We start from the raw sequence: 22,806 nt of genomic DNA, 5'->3' as shown, positions 1-22,806 counted from the left end.
GTGGCTCCTTTCACCAGGGCTCCGCCGTGCTGAGACGGCGCAGCAGCGCGTCCGGCTCGGCGCCGACCGGCGCGAGCCGTAGCTTGGCGTCCACGGCGACCACACCGCCGGGACCGGCCAGGACCGGATTGAGGTCGAGCTCGGCGACCTCCGGGAAGTCGTCGGCGAGCCGGCCGAGGCGCAGCAGCATGTCCTCCAGCGCGCCGGTGTCGGCCGCGGGCGCGCCGCGATATCCGGTGAGCAGGGGAGCGCAGCGCAGCTCCCGCCACATCCATCCGGCGTCGAGGTCGGTCATCGGCAGCAGGCGCAGCGCACGGTCGCTGAGCAGGTCGGTGTGCACCCCGCCGGCGCCGAGCAGCACCACGGAGCCGAAGCGGGCATCGTGCGCTATGCCGGCCACCAGCTCGGTCCGCCCGTCGATCTGGCGCTGAACCAGGACGTCGACTCCGATGGCGGCGAACGCCTCCCGCACCGCCGCGGCATCGGTGAGGCCGAGTCGTACGCCACCGGTGTCGCTCTTGTGCACGAGCTCGGGATCGGCCGACTTGAGAACGACCGGATAACCGGCGCGCTCGGCCGCCGCGACCGCGGCTTCGGCGGTGCGGACGTGGGCCGCGGGCAGGATATTGATGCCGTACGCGTCGAGGATCGTCCTCGTCCGCTGGTATGGCTGCCAGCCACCGCCGTCGGCCAGAGCACGGTCGACCGCGAGCCGGGCCCGTCCGGGCGAGACGTCCGGAAGCTCGGGGCGGCGGCCCAGCGGGCGGCGACGCCACTCGGCGTACTCGGCGGCGTGTGCCAGCGCCCGGACCGCCCGCTCGGGAAGGTCGTAGACGGGCACCTTCCGGCCGCCGAGCTGGGCGGTGACGCCATCACTGTCGACCAGCACCGCCGCGGCGGCCAGGCTCGGGCGTGCGTCCAGGACCGCGGCGAGGGCGTCGAGGAGGTCACCGGGCGCGTTGGCCTCCGTGGCGACGGCGATCACCAGGAGCATGTCGGCCTCGCCGCTGTCGGCGATCGCGGCGGCGGCCGCCCCGACCTCGCCGGGCGACGCGCCGGCGCCCAGGTCGACCGGGTTGTCCGAGCCGCCGGCCCGCCGGCGGGTGGCCGGGGAGAGCGCCGGCACGGTGAGGCCGTGAGCCTCGGCCGCGTCGGCGGCCAGCACGTTGAGTCCGCCCGCGTTGCTCACCACGGCGAGCCGCCGGCCTGCGGGAAGAGGCTGCCCGGTCAGCATGCGGGCGGCGTCGATCATGTCGCCGAGTCCGCCCGGTCGCACGACTCCGGCCTGGGCCAGCAGGGCGTCCACAGTGGCCGCCGGCGCCGCCGCGGCCGCGGCGGCGCCGGCGCGCCGTCCGGCGCCGGTGCGGCCGCTCTTGAGGGCCAGGACCGGCTTGCGGCGGCCCAGCGCGCGCACGGTGCGGGCGAACTTGCGCGGGTTGCCGAACGATTCCAGGTAGAGCGCCACGGCCTGGGTGGCCGGATCGTCGTACCAGTAGGCGATGAGGTCGTTGCCGCTGACGTCGGCCTTGTTGCCCAGCGAGACGAAGGTGGAGATGCCGAGGCCGGCCAGCAGGGCGATGCCGACCGCACCGGACTGGGCGGCGACGCCGAGGCCGCCGGAGCGTGGCACGCCGGGGGCGAAGCTCGCGTCGAGGCGTACCCGGGAATCGGTGTTGATCACACCGAGGCAGTTCGGGCCGACCAGCCGGATGCCGTGTTTGCGGGCGAGGCGGACCAGCTCGTGCTGGCGCCGCCGGCCGTCGGGCCCGTCCTCACCGAAGCCGGCGCTGAGCACGATCGCGGCGCGGGCCCCGGCCTCCGCGCCCTGGGCGATCACCGGCGCGACCTGCTCGGCCGGGACGGCGATGACCAGCAGGTCGACCGGGTGCGGGAGGTCACGCACCGAGCGATATCCGGTGCCGCCGCTGCGGCTCACCCCGTAGAGGGCGCCGGTGAAACCGTACTCCCGCAGCTTTTTCAGCGTCTCGTGGCCGACGCTGCCGGGCCGGCGCCCGGCGCCGACGACCGCCACCGACGCGGGGGAGAGAAGGGCACGCAGCGAAGCCCGTTCGGCGGCCCGGTCCCGTACGTCCACCGCGTCCTCGGCCGCCTCGTCGCCGATGGTGGTGAGGCCGACATCCACGATGCCGTCGCCGAAGCGCGACCAGGCGTGCGCGCTGAGGTCGCGGGCGACGCGCAGCATGGCGAAGTTGCCCGGCAGGACCTCGCCCACCAGCTCACTGATGCCACGGCGCCGGGCCCGGGCGGCGAGATGCTCGAGCAGCAGCGTGCCCACGCCACGGCCACGGTGCTCGTCGGCGACGAAGACCGAGAACTCCGCACGAGGGGTGAGGTCGTCGGTGCGCTCGCAGGAGGCCACTCCGATCACGTGCTCTCCTTCGGCGGCGAGCATCGCGAGATGCCGGTCGCTCTCGGGACGGAACAGCCGGTCGACCTCGGCGTCGAGCGTGCCCGAACTCGGCTGGGCGAAGAACCGCAGCCGCAGGCTCTCCGGTGTCGCGCCGGTGTAGAGCGCGGTGAGCCGGGGCCGGTCGGCGGCCAGCACCGGCCGGATGGCGACGATCCCGCCGTCGGAGGTGAGGGCGTCGGCGACGTCGTGAGCAAGGCCGGCCGTCATGGCTCAGGCCTCCGGCCGGACGACGAGAACCGGGCACTTCGCGTGGTGCAGCAGCGGGAACCCGGCCGAGCCCAGAAGCGCCCCGCCGATCACACCGTGCCCGTGACTGCCGATGACGACGAGCTGCGCGGTCGCGGAGGCGGCGACGAGCGCGGCGGCCGCGCTGTCATGTGTGAGCACGACGTCGACTTTCACCTGTGGGTATTTCGTGATCCATGGGGTGAGCAGCTCGTCCAGGCGGGCGCGCTCGTCCGCGTCCTGCGAGGGCGTGTCCACATCGGCCGGCCGGACATCGGCGAGCCAGAGCGGAATGACCGGCAGGTAGGACCGGACGACCGTGAGGGAGGCCTCCCGCGTGGCCGCGGCCTCGAAGGCGTGCTCCAGCACGTGGTCGGTGCCCGCCGAGTCGTCGGCGCCGACCACGACCGGCCCGTCCGGCATGGCGTGCCCACGGACGACGACGACCGGGCAGGGCGCGTGCGTGGCCATGCGCTGACTGACCGAGCCGAGCAGGAGCCCGGCGAAACCGCCCCGGCCACGACTGCCGACGACGAGGAGCTGAGCGCCTCGCGACACCTCGACGAGCCGGGCAGCGGCGTGCCCGATCAGGGTGTCCGTCTCGATCTCGAGCTCCGGCGCCAGGGCCCGGGCCCGATCGTGGGCCGCCGACACGACGCCTTCGGCCAGCAGACGTGCGACGTCGATGTACTCATTGCCGATGTCCAGGCGTGACTCGGTCCAGTCCCAGTCGAAGGCGTGCACGATGTGCAGCGGTGCCCGGCGTCGTAGCGCCTCGGCCGCCGCCCACTCGACGGCCGAGGTGCCGCAGTCGGTGCCGTCGGTGCCCACGACGATGCTCGGATTCCTCATGGCTGCTCTCCCTTCGATCTCCTTCGATCGTCGGGCGCGCCGGCGCGGCCGGTCAGAGCGTGAGGTCCCGATCGGACGGGCTGCAAGCCCCGGGGCGAACGTGCCGATCGGCCGTGACCCCGGGCCCGGGCGTGGGCATAGCCTGCGACTATGCACAGCGACGTGTCGACACCTCGAAACCGGCCGGTCATGGTCGGTGTGAACGGCTCGCGCTCGGGTCCAGCCCTGGTCGACCTCGCGGCGGCCGAGGCGGCCCTGTACCGGGCCCCGCTTCTTCTCGTGCATGTCTGGCCGGGCCGCTACACCGGCGCCTATCGCGGTCGCGGAGCGGTGCCCTCGCGTGCCGACGCCGAGCGGCTGCTGGACCTGTTGACCAGCCGTGCCCGCCTGACCGACCCACGGATCCGGGTGCGCACGGAGCTGCTCGACGGCAATGCCGCCAATCTGCTCACCCAGGCCTCGGCGCGGGCCCGGCTGCTCGTGGTGGGGCACCGTGACGACGCCTTCGCGCGGCCGGCCTGGGGTTCGACGACCGCCTATCTGGCCTATCACAGCTCCTGCCCCATGATGGTGTACCGCGGCAGCGTTCCCGCCGACGGTCCCGTCGTGGTGGCCACGTCGGCCCGTCCGGAGGGCGAGGGCACGCTCGCGTACGCGTTCGCGCGGGCGTCGCTGGTCAGCGCCCCACTGGTCGCGGTGCACATGTGGATGCGGCCCGGCGCCCAGGAGGGCACACCGGTGACGGTGCCGAAGGGTGCGTACGCCGAGGAGCGTGCGGCGGCCGAGCGGGCACTGGCCGAGACGCTGTCCGCTTGGACCGCACGGTTCCCCGCTGTTCCGGTCGACCACCTGGTGGTCAACGACTTCGACATGGCGTTCACCATCGAGCGCGCCCTGCACCGCAGTCGTCTCGTGGTCGCCGGGACCGGCCGCAGCGGCAGTTTCGCCGAGTTGCTGTGCAGCGCGCGCCAGTCGCGGGCGGGCGTGCGGGCGACCAGCCCGACCGTCCTGGTCCCGCCCGGCTGGTCCGAGACCGCCCCGGCCGCGATGACGAAGCCCGGGCGCACGGCGGCGCACTGAGTTTCCTACGAGATGCCCCGCACCGGGCCGCCCGCCGTTCGATCATGATCGATCCGCCGGGGGGTTTGTGGCGCGTGGACGACCAGCACCGGACAGGCGGAGCGGCGGAGCAGCAGGCGCTCGACCGGGCCGGTCGTCAGCGACCGGAACGGACCGGTCCGGTGGCGGCCGATGACGACCATCACGGCCGTACGGCTCTCTTCCACCAGCACGTCGGCCGCCGCCCCGGAGACGATCCGAGTCGTCATGGGCAGGCCGGGAGCGTAGTCGCCGGCCCGGGCGACGGCCGCTGTCATCAGGCATTCGGCGCGGGCGTGACAGGCCTCGTCGAAAGAGGCGGCCATCTGCGGGCTCGCCAGCACTCCGAACGGGGGCCACGCGCGCGCGTGCACGAGATGGAGCCGCCGATGGCGCAGCGCCGCCTCGACGGTTGCGACCTCCACCGCGGCCAGACTCTCCGGCGAGCCGTCGACACCCACGACGACGGGCGCCTCGGCGGGCGTGGTCATGGCTGTCCGTTCGCTCCGCCGGCGGCCTGCTCGATCCGGGCCTCAGGGCCAGGGAAGATCAAGCTGGTGCGGCCGTCGTCGAGCCAGCGGACCTCGTACGGAGGCCGGCCGTCGGCGTGGGCCACCGCGGTGATCACGCCGATCCGGCGGTTGTCGCCGAGATGGGTGCCTTCCACAACGATCCGGTCGCCGATTCGAGCGATCATGACAGGGTCACCTCCGACGGTAGGGAACCCACCGGATGCGGTGGCGACGCGCGGCCGGTGCCGTTCTCCACGGTGGGTCTTGCGGCGCGCTGGCCGTCTGACTGGTCCCGCCGCCGCGCCTTCCGGCATCCGATGGGTTCCTCTCCAGCCTCCCCGCGTGAGCCGGCATCCGGCAGGGCCGTTGGTCCCGTCCCCGGTGTGCTCACGTCTCGACGGTTGTGCAGGCCCTCGCCAGCGACTTGTCCGGGTCTTCTTCGGTGGCGATCTCGACCGCCTCCGGCCACGGCGCGAACGAGGCGCTCATCGCCGAGGCGATGACGGCGTCCGCGTCCGAGACGCCACTGTGCCGTCGGGCGAGCCGCTCGGCGACGGTCGCCGTGGTGGCCGTGCATCGGATCTCGTGCAGCGCGCCGCGGGCGTGCTGGGCGAGGTCGCGTGCCGCCTCACACCGCCGGGGCGCGTACCAGGACGCGTCCAACACCACACTTTCGCCCCGTTCGAGCAGGCGGCGAGCCCTGTCGAGCAGTTCGTGATAGGTGCGGTCGGTCCACTCGGCGGTGTAGATGCCCTCTCGCCAGCCGGCGGCCGCGCTGCGCTCCGGCGTCAGGCCGGCGATCTCCTTGCGGATCCGGTCGCTGGAGAGGACCGCCGCACCCAGCCGGTCGGCGAGCCGCCCGGCTGGGTGCTCTTGCCCGTGCCCGGCGCGCCCCTGACCAGGACCAGGCGCACCTCGCCGGCACGCAGGTGCTGAAGAGCCAGCCCGGGGTAGCCGATGACGTCCGCCGCGGCGGACGGATCGCCTTGGGCGTGCCGCAGACAGGCCACTTTGGTGCGTGCGTAGGCGCGGTAGGCGATGTAGTGGTGCCGCAGCGACGGCGGCGCGGGTCGAGCCACCGCAGCCGGTCGTCGAACTCCAGGCAGTCCAGCGGGCGGGGGTCGTCGGGCAGGCAGAAGACGTAGGCCCGGTCGCCGAGGAAGAACAGCACCGCGGCGTGCGTCTCCAGCAGGGCCGCATGGTCGTTCGAGGTCATCGTTGTGCCTCCGGAATCAGCCGATGGAGATGATCTCCGAGTTCGGCAGGCGCGGCGTCGCGGGATCGGGCGGGCGGTCCGACTCGGTCGCGAGCCGCAGCACCAGGTGCGGGTAGGCCGACCAGTTCAGCAGGCTGCGGATGCGGTCGCGGCCGCCCGCCACCTCGGTGACGACGCTGAGCGGCAGGACGGCGACACCGATGTGGGCCGCCGTGAGCCAGCCGGCCGACAGCGCCACACCGGCGGTCAGCCAGTCCCGCCGCCCGTCGTGGGCGGTGTGCAGGACAGTGAAGGTCGCCGCCGGGCCGCGCGACTCGTCGAGCAGCACCGACCCGGCGCGGCGCAGGGCACGGGCGGGTGCGGTCAGCAGGTGCGGGTCGGCCGGCAAGGCCGATGTGGGCACCCCGGTGTGCGACGGCCGGTCGCCGCCGACCCAGCCGGCGATCTCCACCTGCCATTCGGGGTCGGCGGCCTCGACGTCCTGCGCGAGCTCGGCGGCCTGGGCCACGGCGTACATCTGGTTCAGGCGCAGCGTCATGAGCCCGGCGTCGTGGTGCCGGATCGCCTGCTGGACGGTATGGACCTGGTGGATGTCGAGTGGGGGGCCGGGGTCGTTGCGTCGGTCCGTGTGCCGCTTCGACGCGGCCCTTACCAAGCGGGCCGCGTCATGGCTCGGGGCGGCCGGGCCGCGGATCTCGATCCGGGCGAGCAGGTACGGATCCGCGGGGTCCGGCAGTTGGATCACCGCGGCCCGGAAGCCGTCGGCCGCGAGGTGGATCAGCGCGTGGTGCAGCGCGGCGCCGCAGCTGAGCATCGCCAGCCGCCCGGCCGGATCGGTCACCCGCAGCAGCCGGCGCGGCTCGAGGCCGAGCTCGAGCACGCCGGAGCGCAGACGCCAGTGCCAGGGCTGACTGTTGTGCAGCGACGGGGCCCGCCCGGCGAAGACGGCGGCGCGGACGAGCGGATCGGTGAGGTCAGGCGTCGAGGACATCGTTGCTCCCTTCACAGGGCGGTCCTCTTCGAGCCTGACCACCGGCGACCCGCGACGGCAGAGCCGCCCGGCCCCTACCGCCGGGACCTCAGGCCAGGTCCTTCTTGAGGACCTTGCCCGTGCTCGACAGTGGCAGCACGTCGCGGAACTCGACCAGCCGCGGGTACTTGTAGGCGGCCACCCGGTCCCGGCAGTAGTCGACGATCTCCCGCTCCGAAGGCGTGTGACCGGGCCGCCGGACGATGATCGCTTTGACCTCCTGGCCGAGTCGCTCGTCGGGCACGCCGACGACCGCCGCCTCGAGCACGCCCGGGTGGCGGTACAGGACCTCCTCCACCTCGCGCGGATAGACGTTGTAGCCGCCCCGGATGATGAGCTCCTTCTTGCGGTCGACGATGTAGAGGAAGCCGTCCTCGTCGGCGTAGCCGAGGTCGCCGGTGCGCAACCAGCCGCGGTCGTACGCCTCGGCGGTGGCGGCCGGCTGCCCGTGGTAGCCGCGCATGGCGTTGTAGCCGCGCGTGACGAGCTCACCGATGTGCTCACGGCCGGGCGGCAGGCGACGGCCGGCCGCGTCCCACACCTGCACCTGTACGCCCCACACGGGCTTGCCGACGCTGTACGCACGCCGGTCGTCGGGCCCCGGGTTGAACGTGATGGTGGAGGCGGTCTCGGTCATGCCGTACCCCTCCAGGATCGGTACCCCGAACCGCTCCTCGAAGGCGTCGAGCAGGTGAGCCGGGATGGCGTCCCCGCCCGACACGCACACACGCAGCGACGAGGTGTCGTAGTCGTGCTCGCCGGCGTGGGCGAGCAGCGCGCCGAACATGGTCGGCACGCCGTCGAAGATGGTCGCCCGGTCGCGCTCGATCGTGGCCAGCACCTTCTCCGGGGTGAACCGTGGCACCAGGGACAGCGCGGCCCCGAAGCGGATGCCGAGGTTCATGGCGCTCGACATGCCGTACACATGGAACAGCGGCAGGACCGTCAGCACGACGTCGTCCGGCTCGATGGCGAAGATCCGGCCGGGGATGTCGGCGTTCATGTACATCTGGAAGTGGGTCAGCTCGGCGCCCTTGGGCAGGCCGGTCGTCCCCGAGGTGTAGACGATGGCGGCGGTGTCGCCCGGCTCCCGGGAGCACAGGGGGAACGGCTCGGTGACGGGTACCGTCAGCTCGTCGATCGAGCCGTCGACGACGTACGGCTCGGGCAGCCCCGCCTCGGCCGCGCCCTTGGCCGCCTCGGCGGCGACACCGGCCCAGGTGATGAACGACTTGGCGCCGGAATCGCGGAGCTGATGGGCGATCTCGGGAGCGCGCAGCAGCACGTTCATCGGCACGACGACCCCGCCGGCCTTGAGGATGCCGTAGAAGGCGGTGGGGAACGCCGGGATGTTGGGCAGCTGGAGCGCCACCGCCACGCCGGGTCCGATGCCGCGGGCGGTGAGCGCCGCGGCGACGGCGTCCGAGCGGGCGTCCAGCTCCGCGTAGGTGATGGTTCCTCCGTCGTGCATCACCGCGGGGGCGTCCGGGCGGCTTTCCGCCGACTCTCGCAGGATCACGGCCAGGTTCAGCATGTCGGTCACCCCTTCCGGGTGGGCGGTCAGGTGAGCTGGGGCGCGGGGTGGAGCCCGCGGACCTCGTCGACGACGGCCTCGGCGAACTCGCCGGCCTCCGGCACCGAGGCGAAGTCGGTGGTGACGCCGAACGCGGCCTGTCCTGCGTAGGTCATCACGGCGACGCCGATGCGCATGCGCTCGGCGATCGGGACATAGGGCAGGATCTCCCGGATCGGCCGGCCCAGGATGTACAGCCGGCCCCGCGGTCCCGGCACGTTGGTCGTCACGGTCGCGAGCCCGCGCTGGGGCATGCGCAGGGCGCCGCGGACGAAGAACGACACCGCGGCGAACGGCTCCTGCTCCGCCATGGCGACGAGCGCCACGCCCGCTTCGACTTCGTGCCGCCCCCGCAGCTCGGTGATGCGCTCGCGGACCGCCCGCAACCGCCCGGCCGCGTCCTCGATCTCGATCGGCAGCTCGAGCAGCAGGGACGAGACGCGGTTGTCGAGCACGTGGCGGGCCTCGGCCGATCGCACGCTGACCGGGACCAGGGTGCGGATGGCGCCGGCTTCCGGCTGTTCGCCGCGTGCCAGCAGGAGGCCGCGGAAGGCGCCGGCGACCGCGGCCAGGTAGACGTCGTTCATCGTGGCGCCGTGGGCCTTGGCGACCGCAGTGATCTCCGGCAGTGGCATGCGCGCCACCGCGTAGCGGCGCGCGTGGCCGAGTGGACCGGCGAGCGTGGTGACGGGTGCCGGCAGGAACGCCGCGGCCAGGGCGGCCGCGCCGCGGGCGGCGTCGCCGACCCGCCGGGCGGCGCCGCCCGGGTCACGGACCGCGCCGGTGATCCAGCGTGCCTGGTCGAACGGGAGACGGGCCCACTGTCCCAGCGCGTCCAGGGTCAGATCGACCGTGGCCTCCTCGGGCGCGGGCCGCCACTGGTCGGGTACCGGCCGGCGTGGCTCCGGCTTGGTGTCGCAGATCAGGCGGTACAGCTCGTTGCCCCCGATGCCGTCGAGCATGCAGTGGTGCACCTTGGACATCAGAGCCCAGCGGCCCTCGGGCAGGCCCTCGATGAGCCAGTCCTCCCACAGCGGCCGTTCACGGTCCAGGCGCTGCGACATGATCCGGCCGATCAGGCGCTCGAGGGCGGCGTCGTCGCCGGGCTCGGGCAGCGCCGTACGGCGCAGATGGAAGTCGAGGTCGAAGTGCGGGTCGTCGGCCCAGATCGGGCGGCCGAGGTTGAACGGCACCCGCCGGACCTTCTGCCGATAGCGCGGCACCAGCGCCAGCCGGCCGCGGATCGCCTCGGCGAACTCGGCCTGGCCCGGCGCCGGGCCGTCGAGCACCGCGACGGAGGCGATGGCGAGCGACGCGTGCGGATCCTGATCCTCGGCGTCCAGGAAGGACGTGTCCAGCGGGCTGAGGTAGTCCACGGTGCTCCTCCTCGCGGTCGTCACCTTTCTCCACCGTCTTCCGCCGGTGCGGCGCGAGCCAGGGCCGGACGACCCGGTGGGCCCGACGTTCGCCTCCTACCGTGTGGGCCGGCGTCGCGTGAGGCTTAAGAGCATGACGTCGGGTGTGGCGAGACACGGTGCGGTCGAGATCGCGTACGAGGTGGAGGGCCCGGCCGACGGGACGCCGGTCCTGCTCGTCATGGGGCTGGGACTGCAGATGCTGTTCTGGCCCGAGAGCTTTCGCGACCTGCTCGTCGCGCGGGGCTTCCGGGTCGCCCGTTTCGACAACCGTGACGTCGGCGGGTCCACTCACCTGAGCGGCCCGGGCCTGGCCTCGCCCCGCGTGCTGCTCACCCGCCGGCCCGGGTACGGGCTGCCCGACATGGCGGGCGATGCCGTGGCGGTGCTCGACGCGCTCGGCTGGCCCAGCGCTCACGTGGTCGGAGTGTCGCTGGGCGGGATGATCGCCCAACTCGCCGCCGTGCTTCATCCCGGCCGGGTACGGACCCTGACCTCGCTGTCCTCGACTCCGTCCCCGCACATCGGCCGTCCGCATCCGCGGGCTCTGCCGGCGCTGCTGTACTCCTCGGCGCGTGACCGGGCCGAGGCGGCCGAGCACATGGTCCGCATCTTCCGGATCATCGGGTCACCGGGCCATCCGCTCGACGAGGACTGGCTGCGCGACGTCGCCGCCCGCAGCTACGACCGGGCGCACGACCCGGACGGGGTTCGCCGTCAGCTCGCCGCGATCGTCCTGGCCGCCGATCGCCGGCCCCTGCTGCGCGGCCTTCGCCTGCCGGCGCTGGTCGTGCACGGGGACGCCGACCCGCTGGTGCGGCTCTCCGGCGGCCGGGCCACGGCCCGGGCGATCCCGGGCGCGAAGCTCGTCGTGTTCCCCGGCATGGGGCACGACCTGCCCACCGCGCTCCAGCCGGCCATCGTGGACGAAATAGCCGCATTGTCCGGGCAGTGGGCGGCGACCTGACCGCCGTGGCACCATTGTGTCCTGGGTCACCTCCGAGGGGACGGTGAGCGCGATGGCCGGCAAACGCGTGGGACTGGTGCTCGGCGCCGGAGGGACACTCGGCGCCGCGTGGACCATCGGCGGGCTGACCGCCGTCGAGGAGCGGATCGGCCGTCCCCTGAGCCAGGCCGACGTCATCATCGGCACCAGCGCCGGCAGCATCGTCGCCGCCGCCCTCCGGCACGGCTTCACCCCGTCCGACCTCATCGCCCATCAGCTCGGCGAGGACGCGGCGGACCTGCCCGGCGCCCACGAGTTCGAGCACGACTCCGGGCGGCTGCCCCCACCACCACGGCTGCGCCTCGGATCGGCCCGGATGCTGGCCACCGCCGCGCTCGCGCCGCACAGCGTCCATCCCCAGGCGCTGGCCAGTGCGTTCGTGCCCCAGGGCCGGTCCGAGCACCACACCCTGCGCCGATACGTGAACACCCTGGTCAGTGACGATCCGCAAGCTTGGCCCACGCGCGACACCTGGATCGTCAGCGTTGACTACGAGCGTGGCCGCCGGGTGGTGTTCGGCCGCCCCGGCAGCCCGCCGGCCCGTCTGCCGGACGCCGTCGTGGCGTCCTGCTCCATACCCGGCTGGCACCGCCCGGCCACCATCGGCGATCGCCGTTACGTCGACGGGGGAGTGCGCTCGTCCGCCTCCCTCGACCTGCTGCGGGCCGGGGAACTCGACGAGGTCTATGTACTGGCGCCGATGGCGAGTCATCGCACCGACCGGCCGCGGCGGCCCTCCTGGCGGGCCGAGCGGTTGATGCGGCAGTTCTTCGCCGCCCAGCTCGACGCCGAGCGGCGCAAGGTCGAGCGGGCCGGCACCCGGGTGGTCGTCCTCACCCCGGGGCCGGACGACCTGGCGGCCATCGGCCTCAACCTGATGGACGGGCGCCGGCGGCACGAGGTGCTGCGCACCGCGCAGGCCACTGTCCCGGCCGCCTTGCGCGTGGCGGCGTGAGCCCCACCCTCGGCGAGATCATCCGCAACCGGCGCGAGCTCGCCGAGTTGCCGTTGCGGCAGTTCGCGTCCATGGTCGGCATCTCCGGGCCGTACCTGTCTCAGATCGAGCGTGGCCTGCGCGCTCCGTCGGACCGGGTGCTGGAGGCCATCGCCGCCTCCCTGCGGACCACCGCCGACGCGCTGCGCGGCGAGTCGGCCTCGCGTCAGCGCCCCTCAGCGGTTCTGGCGGCCATCGCCGAGGACCCGCGCCTGAGCCCTCGGCATCGTCAGGCGCTGAGCGAGGTCTACCTGGCCTTCGTGGCGAGCGCGGACGCCGGCCGAGGCGGTGGGCGCCGATGACCTCCGGGAGCCGGAGCCCGGTCGCAACGCTGGGGACGGCCACCGCGCTGGCCACTGTGGTCGTCGCGCTCGTCGCCGCCGCCCTCGGCGGCACCACCCCCGCCCGCTCGGGACCCTACTGCGGCAACGGATGCGTGGTCTATCCGTACACCGATGTGGCGGCCTTCAGTCCGCGCGACTACTGGTGGATGTACCCGCAGTCGGTGCTCGTCGTCCTCGCCCTGGTGCTGGTGATCTGCGTGCATCAAGCGACGAGAGTGGTGTTCAGCGCGATCGCCGCCGGGTTCGCCGTCGGTGCCACCACGGTTCTGCTGACCGACTACGTCGTTCAGCTCACCGTGCTGCAACCCAGCCTGGAGCGTGGTGAGACGGCGGGGTTGTCGCTGTTGTCTCAGTACAACCCGCACGGGGTGTTCATCGCCCTGGAGAACGTGGGCTACCTGCTGCTCGGCGCGGCCCTGTTGACGATCGCCGCGGCGTTCACCGGCCCGGCGCGGCTCGAACTCGGGCTGCGGTGGGTGCTGATGGTCGGCGGCGGTCTCACCGTTGCGGCGCTGCCCCTCTTCGCCGTCGCCTACGGGGCTGACCTCGAGGCCCGCTACGAGGTCGCCGCCATCGGCCTCACGTGGCTCACCTTGATCGTAGGCGGCATTCTGCTCGCCCGGTGGTTTCGCCGGCCGCCGGCCCTCGGAGCGTGAATCGACCCGGGAGCCGATCCCGGGTCGATTCGCCGTCGTTCACCTGAGCACCTGGCGGGCTGTCTTGACGTAGGCCGCGCCGACGTCCTCGACGAGTCCGGCGCTCGTGGCGAGCACGGACCTCATCCACGGGTACGGCGCGATCTTCGCCGCATCCTTCTCGAACGCCACCACGTCGAAGACACCGCGCTCGTAGACGTTCACCGCCAAGATGCCGATCTCACGCCCGATCCGGCGCGTTCGCACCCGGCGATCCTCGGGGTGAGTGTCGGGCTTGGCCGGGGGCACCGCTCGGACCGTCTTGCTGCTTGCGGTAGTCATGTTCTGTCGCCTCCCTTCCCCTCAGTTAGCACGTTAGCTGCGATCCGCTAACAGCGTCAGGGCCGGAAGTCCCGGAGGACGGCCTCAAAGCGTGAGGCCGTGTCCGTACGGGAAGAGGGGATCCTCGGTGTCGTTCGGGACGTCCTCGCGGGAAGCCACCACGGCCTCCATGGAGCGGGGCAGCTCGAACGGCAAGGTGCCCGAAGGCTTGGTGCGGCCGAAGAGGATGTCGAACAACGCCTCGTCGGAAGCGCCGAAGTTGCCGGTCAAAGCGGCGGCCCGGGATGCCAGCGGCGTCAGCACCGCCGGGCGGTCGAGTAGGACGTCGACGACCGTGGGGACGGCGTCGGTGACCTCCAGAACCGGGGCCAGCTCGGCGTCGGTGAAGTCGAGGCGGCCGGCGTGGAAGAAGGTCTCGAAGCCGGTGGTCCGGGTGTCGTCGTACGGGGCGTGCCGGCGCACGACGGCGATGTCGGCCTCGGCCGGTGTCGCCACCACCTTGGCGTAGCGGGCGGCCACGTCCGGGTCGACGCCGTCGACGTAGACGTTGATGCCTTCCGACAGGGGCAGCACCGACGACTGGAGCACCACGATGGAGCGCCGCTGCGCTTCGAGACCCGCGGCCACGTACGCCGGACGGCCGATCTCCTCTGCCGCACCGGTAACCGAGACGTACCGGCGGTCGTCGAACAGGCCCATCCGGAACTTGTCGCGCAGAATGCGGCGCGCCGACTCGTCGATGCGAGACAACGGAACGCGGCCCGATGAAACCAGCGAGACGATCAGCTCGGGGCAGTACTCGCCGCCGAGCTGGTCGGCGCCGGCCTCGATGATGCGGTACACCCGGTCGAGACGGGACAGGTCTTCCACGCCCCACGCGCGGGCCGGCATCGGCGCGCCGAACACGTCGTCGGCGTCCGTCACCAGGCCCCAGTCCGTGCAGACGACACCGTCGAAGCCGTACCGGCCGCGCAGCAGGCCCTCGATGATGCCCTTGTTGAAACCGAAACCGACTTCCTCGTACGACGTGCCGATCGGCATCCCGTAGTACGGCATGATCTGCGCCGCGCCCGCCTCGAAGGCGGCCTCGAACGGCTCCAGGTGCTCGGCGAACCGACCGCCCGGGTAGACCTGCTCGCGCCCGTACGGGAAATGGGCGTCCTCGCCGTTCATCTGCGGTCCCGCCCCCGGGAAGTGCTTCACCATCGTGGCGACGCTGTCCGGGCCGAGCGAAGGACCTTGAAAGCCTTCGATGTACGCCTTCAGCAGCTCCGCCACCGTCGCCGGGTCGGAGCCGAGCGTGCCGCTGGTGCGGGCCCAGCGGGGCTCGGTGGCCAGGTCGGCCATCGGGTGCAGGGCGACCCGGATTCCGGCCGCCAGGTACTCCCGCCGCGCTATGTCCGCGAATTCGCGTACGAGGGAAGGGTCTTTGGTCGCACCCAGCCCGATCGGCTCCGGCCAGACCGAGAATCCGCCGGCCGCGGCCGAGGTGGCCGGGTTGTCGATGAAGCCGTGCCGGGGATCGGTCGAGACCGTGACCGGAATGCCGAGCCGGGTGTTCGCCGCGAGCTCCTGGATCCGGTTGTGCCACTCCGCGATCTTCGCCGGCGCGACCGGGCCCATCGTCAGGATGTTGACGTGGTTGATGAGCTTGTCCTCGACGAGCCAGCGGGTCGACGGGAACATGCCGCCGTCGCCCGAGGGCTCGAAGAGGGTGCCGTCGGCGTTGACCGCGGCCATCGTGTGGAACATCAGGCCGGCCTTCTCCTCGAGGGTCATCCGGCCGATGAGGTCGCTGATCCGGTCCTCGATGGGGAGTGCGGGGTTCTGGTACGGGTTCATGAGGAGCCTCCAGGATTTCAGCGGGCGCCGCGGACGAGGCGGACCAGCAGGGAGCCGACGATGGCGACGATCGCGCCGAGCAGGAAGAGCAGGCCGTAGTTCTCACTGTCGCTGGAGCCGATGGCCAGGATCGGGGCGGCCAGGATCGGCACCAGCGACTGGGGCAGGGCGTTGGCGATGTTCAGCACGCCCATGTCCTTGGCCGCGTCGTCCGGGTTGGGCAGCACCTCGGTGGCCAGGGCCAGGTCGACGGCCAGGTAGAGGCCCTCGCCGACGCCGAACACGAGAACCGAGACCAGGAACAGCGCGAAGCTGTGGCTGACCGCGATGCCGAGCAGGGAGACCGCGATGACGACGCCGGCGATGAGGACGAAGGGCTTGCGATTTCCCGTACGGTCGGAGAGCCATCCGCCGATCGTCGAGCCCCCGACCATGCCGGCCGTGGTGAGCAGCGTGGCGATCAGCACGGCGGTGGCGACGTTGTCGGTGGTGTACCCGAAACGGTCGATCAGCAGGTACGACTGGTAGGTCGTGACGCTGGCGATGCCCATCCAGATCAGGAAGCGGCTGAGCAGGTTCCAGGAGAAGTCGGGGAACCGGCGCGGGTTCACGTAGAACGTACGGAGGAATTCCTTGAAGTCGTACTTCTCGTGCTGGCCGGCGGCGGCCGGGCGGTCCTTGAGGATCGAGATGAGCAGCGCCACGGTCAGGGTGCCGATGACCGCCGGCACCATGAACATCGCGAAGGTGTGCCCGGAGAGCAGGGCGGCCAGGGCGGTGCCGGCGAGGATCGCGATCGAGGTCATCAGGCCGAGGATGCCGCCGACGCGGCCGCGCTGATGGGCCGGCACCTGGTCGGGTAGCAGCGCGGTCAGGGTGGCGAGGGTGGCGTTGACGCCGAGCTGCGTGACGGCCCAGCCGAGGGTGAGGACCGGGATCGAGCCGCCGGTGGCGACGATGGCGAGGCCGAGCAGACCGGCGATCATGCCGCCGATGAGCCAGGGGCGGCGGCGGCCGAAGCGCGACCGGGTGCGGTCGCTCATGGCGCCGAAGAACGGGTTGCCGACGAGAGCGAGCAGCGCACCCACCGACAGCACGGCGCTCAGCGCTGAGGCCTTGTTGTCCGGGGCGATCTCGGCCACGCGGACGGAGAGGGTGACCACGACCGGCGTCATGATCGTCAGGTAGGCGCCGAACTGCGCGAGCGCCATCGCGGTGATCAGGCGCTTCGGCGCGTCCTGCTTTTCGTCAGCGGGCACGATTTTCAGCGGGACGCCGCTGATCGGGTTCACCTGATCGATCATCCGGTCGTTCAGCGAGGGGTCGGCGGTCTGCAGAGCGGCGGCCGGTGGCAACTCGGTCATCGCAACCTCCTTGGCACTCAAGGAATGGGGGACAGGTACCTTGCCGGGCCCGGCTCGTTACCACCTGATATCTCGAGGGTAATGAGCCGATTAACGCCAAACCAGAGGTTGATCGGCCGTCCGGAGGCTCTGATTCGTCTTCTTCCTCGGTTATTTCTGAGACCTTTCGGGGCAGCGGCGTCAGGTGTTGTGGGTCACCGCCGGGTTAACCGAGAAAACAAGCAAAACTTGGTTGTACGCTTCGGCGATGGCGACCCGTCCCGCGCAAATCACCGGACGTGACCTGGTGCTGGCCACGGTCCGCGACGCCGGCCCGATCAGCCGCACCGACCTCATCCGTCGCACCGGCATGGCCCGCGAGACCGTGAACGGACTGCTCACCAAGCTGCTGGCGGCCGAGGCCCTGGTCGAGTCGGATCCGGTGGCGGCCGGCCATCAGGGCCGGCCGGCGCGGTTGCTGTCGCTCGGGCCGGCCGCGGGTTACGTGGTGGGGGCGATCCTCGACTCGGCCGGCGGCGGCCCCGGCATAGCGGCGGCGCGGGTGGCCGTGGCCGGTCTGACCGGGGAGATCGAGGTGGAGCGCAGCCGCGCCCTGGCGGGGGCGGCGCCGGGGGAGATCCTGGACGAGTTCGCCGCGCTCATCACGGAGTGTGTTCCGGCCGGCCGGCGTGTCTGGCTGACCGTCATCGGACTGCCGGCGCCGGTGGCGGGCGGGGTCGTGCACACCAGCAGCGTGCTGCCCGGGTGGGCCGGCTTCGCGGCCGGGTCCGAGCTGCGCCGCCGGTTGGGGCACGGGGTGGCCGTGCTCAACGACGCCAACCTGAGCCTGCTGGGCGAGGTCACCCACGGGGTGGCCCGGGGCCGGCGCGACGTCTGCTACCTCCGGATCGCCTCCGGCATCGGCTGCGGCCTGCTGCTCGACGGCGAGGTGCACCGGGGCGCGACCGGCGTGGCCGGCGAGATCGGCCACGTGCAGGTGGACGAGACGGGCGCCCTGTGCCGCTGCGGCAACCGTGGCTGCCTGGAGACGATCGCCGCCCCACGCGAGCTGCTGGGCGCCCTGTCGAACAGTTACGGATCGGCGGTCAGCGCGGAGCGGGCCCTCGAGCTGGCCGACCGCGACGCGATAGCCCAGCGCGTCCTGGCCGACGCGGGCCGCATGATCGGCCGGGTCGTCGCCGACCTGGCCAACACGATCAACCCGGCCCTGGTCGTCCTGGACGGCCCGCTGATCACCGAGGACGGCCCGATCGTCGCCGGAGTCCGAGAGTCACTCCTTCGCTACGCCCAGCCCGCAGTCGCCGAGCACACCGAGATCCACGCCGGCACCCTGGCGGGCCGCGCCGCTTTGCTCGGCGCGATCGCCGCCGCGTTGAGTCGCTTGCCTTCCTCCGCGCCGCCACTGCCTTCCTCCGCGCCGTCTTTGCCGTCCTCCGCACCGTCCTTGCCTTCCTCCGCGCCGCCACTGCCTTCCTCCGCGCCGTCTTTGCCGTCCTCCGCACCGTCCTTGTCTTCCTCCGCGCCGCCACTGCCTTCCTCCGCGCCGTCTTTGCCGTCCTCCGCGCCGTCCTTGCCGACCGATGCGGGCGGCAAATCCGAAATGTCTGGACGAGAGAGTGGCTCGTCGGGCGCAAGCGAGGCCGCGCATGGGGGATCGAGCGAGGCGACGCGATTCAATTCGGGCGACAAACTGGAAATGTCCGGAAGGGAGGATGAGGCGTCGGGTGCGGGCGGAGCCGCTCAAGGTGGGCCGAGTGAGGCGACGCGATTCAAATTGGGCGACAAATCGGAAATGTACGGACGGGAGGATGAGGCGTCGGGTACGGGCGAGGCCGTGCAAGGTGGGCCGAGTGAGGCGGCACGAGGCGATGGGGTCGGCGAGGTATCGGGTGGCGGCAGGCCAGGCGGGGCCGCGCATGGCGGGCTGAGTGGGGCGGTGCCGGGCGGCGGGTCTGGCGAGGCGGGGCGGGGTGATCTGGCCGGGGAGGCCGTTCGGCGCGGTGGGCGGGAAGAGCACGCGCAGCGGAGTGTTTCGCCGCGGCAGCGGGAGCGAGGGGCTCGGCGTGTGCGGATCACTGAGCTGTTGCGGATGCATGGGGCCATGGCTCGTAGTGATGTTGTGCGGCTGACGAAGCTTCCCCGGGCCGCGGTGGTTGAGCTGCTGGACGAGATGAGCCGCGAAGGGGTGGTCGAGCCCTGCGATCTGCCGCCTGAGCAAGGGCGGTCGGGGCGGCCCTCGCCCGGGTTCCGCCTCGTGACGCCCAAGGAACTGCTGGCGGGGGCGGCGATCAGCGCGTACGGGATCAGGGTCGTCATCGCCGATGGGGCGGGGGCCGTGCTGCATCAGGCCGCCCATCCGATTCCGATGACGCTGACCGGTGAGGCGCCGGTTCGGCTGGCCGCGGAGCTGATCGCGGGGCTGCTGACCGAGAACGGCCACGCTGTCGGGGATCTGCGTGAGGTTGGGCTGAGCGTTCCCGCGCCCGTCGATCCGCACACCGGGAGCTTCGGCACGCGCGGGATCCTGCCGATGTTCTCCGGATTCGCTCCGGCTGAGGTCATCACCGAGGTGCTCGGTGTGCCCTGCCGGGTCGAGAACAACGCCGACCTGGCCGCCCTGGCCGAGGTGCGCCGGGGCGCCGCCGTCGGCGCCCGCGACGTGCTCTATCTGCGGGCCGACCAGTTCACCGGGGCCGGCATCGTGGCCGGCGGCCGCATGTACCGGGGTGCGCTCGGCTACGCCGGCGAGGTCGGCCACCTCAACGTGCGCGAGGTCGGGCCGCTCTGCGTCTGCGGTAGCCGCGGCTGCCTTTCCACCTTTCTGTCGCCGGCCTCGTTCGGGGCCGTGCTCGACGCCGCGCCTTTCATCCGCGAGTCCGAGGATCCGGAGGAGCGTCTGCTCAAGCTGGCCGCACACGGGCACCGCCCGGCTCAGCGGGCGCTGCTCGACGCGGGTCGGCTGATCGGCCGCTCGGTGGCCCCGCTCACCAACATGCTCAACCCGGCCGTGGTGGTCGTCGGTGGCCGTTACGGCGTGGCCGGGCCGTACGTCGAGGAGGGCATCCGCGAGTCGCTGATGCGGCACTGCACGCAGGCTGTCACCGCCGAGCTCACTGTCGTCCGCAGCGGCCTGACCCTCGACGCCGAGGTGCTCGGCGCGATCGAGTCGTTGCTGCCCTAGAGGTTCAGCATCTCCGACAAGCGGGCCAGGTCCGGGTAGCGGGCCGTCTCCAGCAGGCGCACGACCTCGTCGCGTGTGCGGGCGGCCTCGTCCAGGTCTCCGGCGGCGCGATGACACCCGTACAACCCGATCAATGGCTCGATGCGCAGGTCGGCCACCTCGCCGTACAAATCGATGGCCTGCCGGAAAGCGGCGACAGCCGCGGTCAGATCGCCCGTGTGCTGATGGAAACGGGCCAGCTGCATCCAGCTGCCCGCCGCGCCGTACGCGTTGCGCCAGCGCTCGTTGATGGCGATGCTCTCCTCGAACAGGCGCCGCGCCTCGCCGTGCCCGTCCGGCTGGTGGGCGTGGTACCAGGCGATCGGGTGCAGCGCGTCGGCCACCTCGACGGCGCCCTGCTCGCTGCCCATCCGCAGGTAGTTGTCGCGGGCCTCGACCGCGTACGGATAGGCGGCCTCGGCCTGCGCCCGGGTCGGCACGTCGTGCACGGTCACTATCGAGACGGCGACGCTGAGCAGCCCGTGCGCCACCCGGCCGGGATCGTCCATCTCGCGGCCGATCGCGATCGCCTTCTCCAGCTCGGCCCGGGCTTCCGCGTGCCGGTTCATCCGCAGCAGGCCGCGGCCCAGGACGGATCGCAGGTAGCCGGCCCACCAGAGGTCGTCGGTGACCTGAAGGGCGTCGGTCGCGAGCGCCATCGAGTCGGCGAGATGGAAGCGGATGTCCTGCTGATAGGACGCTAACGTCCACGTGAAAGCCGACAAATAGGCGGGGCGGGAAACGAGGTTCACCAGCGACAGGATGTTCTCGTACTCATCGTCGAGCCAAGCGATAGCCGCCGGCGCGTCGGGGAAGTGCAGGGCCGAGATCCCGGGCGGCGGCGGGCCGACCATCACCGGGCGGCGGTACGGATATTGCGTCTGCGCCGCGTTCCGCGACGAATGCAGATAGAAATCCAGGAGGCGGGTCACGGCAGCGTCGCGCTCTTGCGCCGGGTCGACCCTTCCGGCCGTCTCTTTGGCGTACGCCCGGACGAGATCATGCAGCACGAAGCGCCCGGGCCGGTCCTCGGCGACGAGATGCGCGTCGGTCAGACGCCGCAGCAGCATGCGGGCCACGGCCGGCTCCGTGCCGGCCAGCGCGGCCGCCGCCGCCACGCTCAGATCGGGACCCGGATGCAGCGCGACGAGCCGGAACATCCGCGCCGCCAACGGCACCAGCCGCCGGTACGACCAGGAGAACACCGCCCGCAGGTCGTGTTTCACGCCCGGCACCGCGAAGCCGTCCAGCCCTTCGGCGTAGGCCAGCTCGGCGTCGATCTCGGCCAGCGGGAAGGCGCCGCGGGCGCAGACCAGCGCCAGCGCCAGCGGCAGCCCGCCGCAGCGCTCCACGATGGCGTCGCGCGCTTTCGGGTCGGCGTCGACCACCTCGTCGCCGAGACGCCGGCGCAGATAGGCCACCGACTCGGCCGGCCGGAAGGCGTCCAGCCGCATCGGATAGGCCCCGTCGGTGACGATGAGGTCGATGAGGTGGCTGCGGCTGGTGACCACGACCGCGCAGTCCGGGTTGCCGGGCAGCAGCGGCCGCACCTGGTCGGCGTCGCGGGCGTTGTCGAGCACCAGCAGCATCCGCCGGGCGGCGAGCACGCTGCGCAACAGCGCGGTCCGCTCCGGCACCGACGGCGGGATCCGCTGGTCGGGCACGCCCAGCGCGCCCAGGAACGCCGCCAGCACGTCGCCCGGGTCGGCCGCCGCGTCCTCCGGCCCGAAGCCGCGCAGGTCGACGTACAACTGCCCGTCCGGATAGCGGGCGGCCGCGTGGTGGGCCCACCGCACGGCCAGGGTGGTCTTGCCGACCCCACCGGTCCCGCTGACCACGATCAGGGCCGGCGTGTGCCGGTCGAGGCGGCGCAGCTCGTCGGAGCGCCCGGCGAAGGACGGCTGAGGGCGGGGCAGCTGGGCCGGGCGCACCGGGCTCGGCCCGGGCCGCAGGGCCGCCTCCAGCACGTCGGCCCGCTGCTCGCGGATGGCCTGTTCGAGCGCGGCCAGCGCCGGATCGGGGTCGAGGCCGAGCTCGGCGGCCACGATGCGCCGGTGCTCGCCGAGCACGGCCAGGGCCTCGCCGGACCGGCTGGCCGCCCACAGCGCCAGCGCCAGCAGCCGCCACGGCTCGCCGCGCAGCGGGTCGTCGCCGGTGAGGGCCCGCGCGGCCGGGACGGCCTCGTCGGTGCGCTCCAGGCGCAGCAGGGCGTCGACCGCGCGCTCGCGGGCGGTGGTGTGCAGCTCGGTGAGGCGGGCGGTCTCGGTGGCGGCCCACTCGTCGTCGGCGAACTGCTCGTACGGGCGGCCGCGCCACAACTGGAGCGCGTCGCGGAGCCGCTCGAGCGCGCCGGCCGGCGGCAGCCCGTCGGCCGCCCGCAGGGCCTGCTCGAAGCGGCTCGCGTCGAGCGACCCGGCGGGCAGCCGCAGCGCGTAGCCGGCGGCCTCGCGCACCAGCAGCTGGGCGGCCCCGCGCGGTGGGCGGCGTGGTTCCAGCGCCCGCCGCAGCCGCGACACGTGCGACTGGAGCACCGCCGCGGCCCCGGCCGGCGGCGCGGCGCCCCACAATTGGTCGATCAGCCGGTCGGAGGCGACCGGGCGGCCACGGGCGGCGGCCAGGATCGCCAGCACGGCGAGCGGCTGGTTGCCGCGGACGGCGATGGGCTCGCCGTCGAGGAGCACTTCGACCGGACCGAGAACCCGCATCT

The 22,806-nt window shown here is 72.6% G+C and carries 19 protein-coding genes; 6 read left to right on the top strand and 13 right to left on the bottom strand.

Translation table 11 applies throughout. The features are described 5' to 3' along the window. Positions 1-10: 10 nt before the first annotated feature. Both CRP55_RS33790 and CRP55_RS33785 read right to left on the bottom strand, forming a co-directional pair. Positions 11-2,638 carry a bifunctional acetate--CoA ligase family protein/GNAT family N-acetyltransferase gene (locus tag CRP55_RS33790; RefSeq protein ID WP_097325570.1) on the bottom strand — a complete coding sequence of 876 codons (2,628 nt, stop codon included), beginning with the start codon at positions 2,636-2,638 and terminating at the stop codon, positions 11-13. A gap of 3 nt (positions 2,639-2,641) precedes the next feature. Beyond that, entirely contained in the window at positions 2,642-3,508 is an 867-nt protein-coding gene (locus CRP55_RS33785; RefSeq protein ID WP_097325568.1) for a universal stress protein, read from the bottom strand. 150 nt (positions 3,509-3,658) lie between these two features. Between CRP55_RS33785 and CRP55_RS33780 the strand changes: the two genes are divergently transcribed. After that, positions 3,659-4,588, top strand: a complete 930-nt coding sequence (locus CRP55_RS33780; protein WP_097325567.1) for a universal stress protein — start codon at positions 3,659-3,661, stop codon at positions 4,586-4,588. A gap of 5 nt (positions 4,589-4,593) precedes the next feature. On the opposite strand, the gene CRP55_RS33775 is transcribed toward CRP55_RS33780, so the two are convergent. The 7 genes from CRP55_RS33775 to CRP55_RS33750 all read right to left on the bottom strand — a co-directional run bounded on the left by CRP55_RS33775 (position 4,594) and on the right by CRP55_RS33750 (position 10,313). Further along, entirely contained in the window at positions 4,594-5,097 is a 504-nt protein-coding gene (locus tag CRP55_RS33775) for a universal stress protein (protein WP_097325565.1), read from the bottom strand. Further along, positions 5,094-5,303 carry a DUF1918 domain-containing protein gene (locus tag CRP55_RS33770; RefSeq protein WP_097325563.1) on the bottom strand — a complete coding sequence of 70 codons (210 nt, stop codon included), beginning with the start codon at positions 5,301-5,303 and terminating at the stop codon, positions 5,094-5,096. The genes CRP55_RS33775 and CRP55_RS33770 overlap by 4 nt, the downstream gene beginning before the upstream one ends. Positions 5,304-5,505: 202 nt before the next feature. Continuing rightward, the gene (locus CRP55_RS55105) at positions 5,506-5,961 is read right to left on the bottom strand and encodes a P-loop nucleotide/nucleoside kinase family protein (protein ID WP_438865836.1); all 456 of its coding nucleotides are present in this window, start codon (positions 5,959-5,961) and stop codon (positions 5,506-5,508) included. After that, entirely contained in the window at positions 5,907-6,197 is a 291-nt protein-coding gene (locus CRP55_RS55100) for a hypothetical protein (protein WP_245923565.1), read from the bottom strand. The genes CRP55_RS55105 and CRP55_RS55100 overlap by 55 nt, the downstream gene beginning before the upstream one ends. Before the next feature lie 153 nt (positions 6,198-6,350). Beyond that, positions 6,351-7,325 (bottom strand): Acg family FMN-binding oxidoreductase, encoded by a 975-nt coding sequence (locus CRP55_RS33760; protein WP_097325561.1) that lies wholly within the window; start codon positions 7,323-7,325, stop codon positions 6,351-6,353. Positions 7,326-7,413: 88 nt separating this feature from the next. Continuing rightward, a complete protein-coding gene (locus CRP55_RS33755) occupies positions 7,414-8,898 on the bottom strand; it encodes a long-chain-fatty-acid--CoA ligase (RefSeq protein ID WP_097325783.1) in 1,485 nt (494 codons plus the stop codon). Positions 8,899-8,924: 26 nt separating this feature from the next. Next, positions 8,925-10,313 (bottom strand): wax ester/triacylglycerol synthase family O-acyltransferase, encoded by a 1,389-nt coding sequence (locus tag CRP55_RS33750; RefSeq protein ID WP_097325559.1) that lies wholly within the window; start codon positions 10,311-10,313, stop codon positions 8,925-8,927. Between the two features lie 133 nt (positions 10,314-10,446). On the opposite strand from CRP55_RS33750, the gene CRP55_RS33745 reads away from it, so the two are divergent. The 4 genes from CRP55_RS33745 to CRP55_RS33730 are packed head-to-tail and all read left to right on the top strand — an operon-like array spanning position 10,447 to position 13,352. Then, positions 10,447-11,319, top strand: coding sequence for an alpha/beta fold hydrolase (locus CRP55_RS33745; protein ID WP_097325781.1), 873 nt, complete (start codon positions 10,447-10,449; stop codon positions 11,317-11,319). Between the two features lie 52 nt (positions 11,320-11,371). Continuing rightward, positions 11,372-12,313, top strand: coding sequence for a patatin-like phospholipase family protein (locus CRP55_RS33740; protein WP_143235086.1), 942 nt, complete (start codon positions 11,372-11,374; stop codon positions 12,311-12,313). Next, on the top strand, positions 12,310-12,654 hold the full coding sequence (locus CRP55_RS33735; RefSeq protein WP_097325555.1) for a helix-turn-helix domain-containing protein: 345 nt from the start codon (positions 12,310-12,312) through the stop codon (positions 12,652-12,654). The genes CRP55_RS33740 and CRP55_RS33735 overlap by 4 nt, the downstream gene beginning before the upstream one ends. After that, positions 12,651-13,352, top strand: a complete 702-nt coding sequence (locus CRP55_RS33730) for a hypothetical protein (protein WP_097325553.1) — start codon at positions 12,651-12,653, stop codon at positions 13,350-13,352. The genes CRP55_RS33735 and CRP55_RS33730 overlap by 4 nt, the downstream gene beginning before the upstream one ends. 39 nt (positions 13,353-13,391) lie before the next feature. Here the strand turns inward: CRP55_RS33730 and CRP55_RS33725 are convergent, their stop codons facing one another. The 3 genes from CRP55_RS33725 to CRP55_RS33715 form a co-directional block, all read right to left on the bottom strand. Further along, positions 13,392-13,673 carry a hypothetical protein gene (locus tag CRP55_RS33725; RefSeq protein ID WP_143235084.1) on the bottom strand — a complete coding sequence of 94 codons (282 nt, stop codon included), beginning with the start codon at positions 13,671-13,673 and terminating at the stop codon, positions 13,392-13,394. An 84-nt stretch (positions 13,674-13,757) separates the two neighbouring features. Further along, a complete protein-coding gene (locus tag CRP55_RS33720; RefSeq protein WP_101536227.1) occupies positions 13,758-15,515 on the bottom strand; it encodes a glycoside hydrolase family 3 protein in 1,758 nt (585 codons plus the stop codon). Between the two features lie 17 nt (positions 15,516-15,532). Beyond that, on the bottom strand, positions 15,533-16,879 hold the full coding sequence (locus CRP55_RS33715) for an MFS transporter (protein WP_245923548.1): 1,347 nt from the start codon (positions 16,877-16,879) through the stop codon (positions 15,533-15,535). Positions 16,880-17,126: 247 nt separating this feature from the next. Between CRP55_RS33715 and CRP55_RS33710 the strand changes: the two genes are divergently transcribed. Beyond that, positions 17,127-20,060, top strand: a complete 2,934-nt coding sequence (locus CRP55_RS33710; RefSeq protein ID WP_097325550.1) for an ROK family protein — start codon at positions 17,127-17,129, stop codon at positions 20,058-20,060. On the opposite strand, the gene CRP55_RS33705 is transcribed toward CRP55_RS33710, so the two are convergent. Beyond that, positions 20,057-22,804: an AfsR/SARP family transcriptional regulator gene (locus CRP55_RS33705; protein ID WP_245923562.1), complete on the bottom strand. Its 2,748-nt coding sequence runs from the start codon at positions 22,802-22,804 to the stop codon at positions 20,057-20,059. The genes CRP55_RS33710 and CRP55_RS33705 overlap by 4 nt on opposite strands. Between the last annotated feature and the right edge of the window lie 2 nt (positions 22,805-22,806).

The sequence above is a fragment of the Paractinoplanes atraurantiacus genome, from assembly GCF_900215205.1.
Taxonomy (GTDB): Bacteria; Actinomycetota; Actinomycetes; order Mycobacteriales; family Micromonosporaceae; genus Actinoplanes; species Actinoplanes atraurantiacus.
The sequence above is the reverse complement of the archived record's forward strand: the minus strand, read 5'-3'. Positions and strand labels throughout refer to the sequence as shown.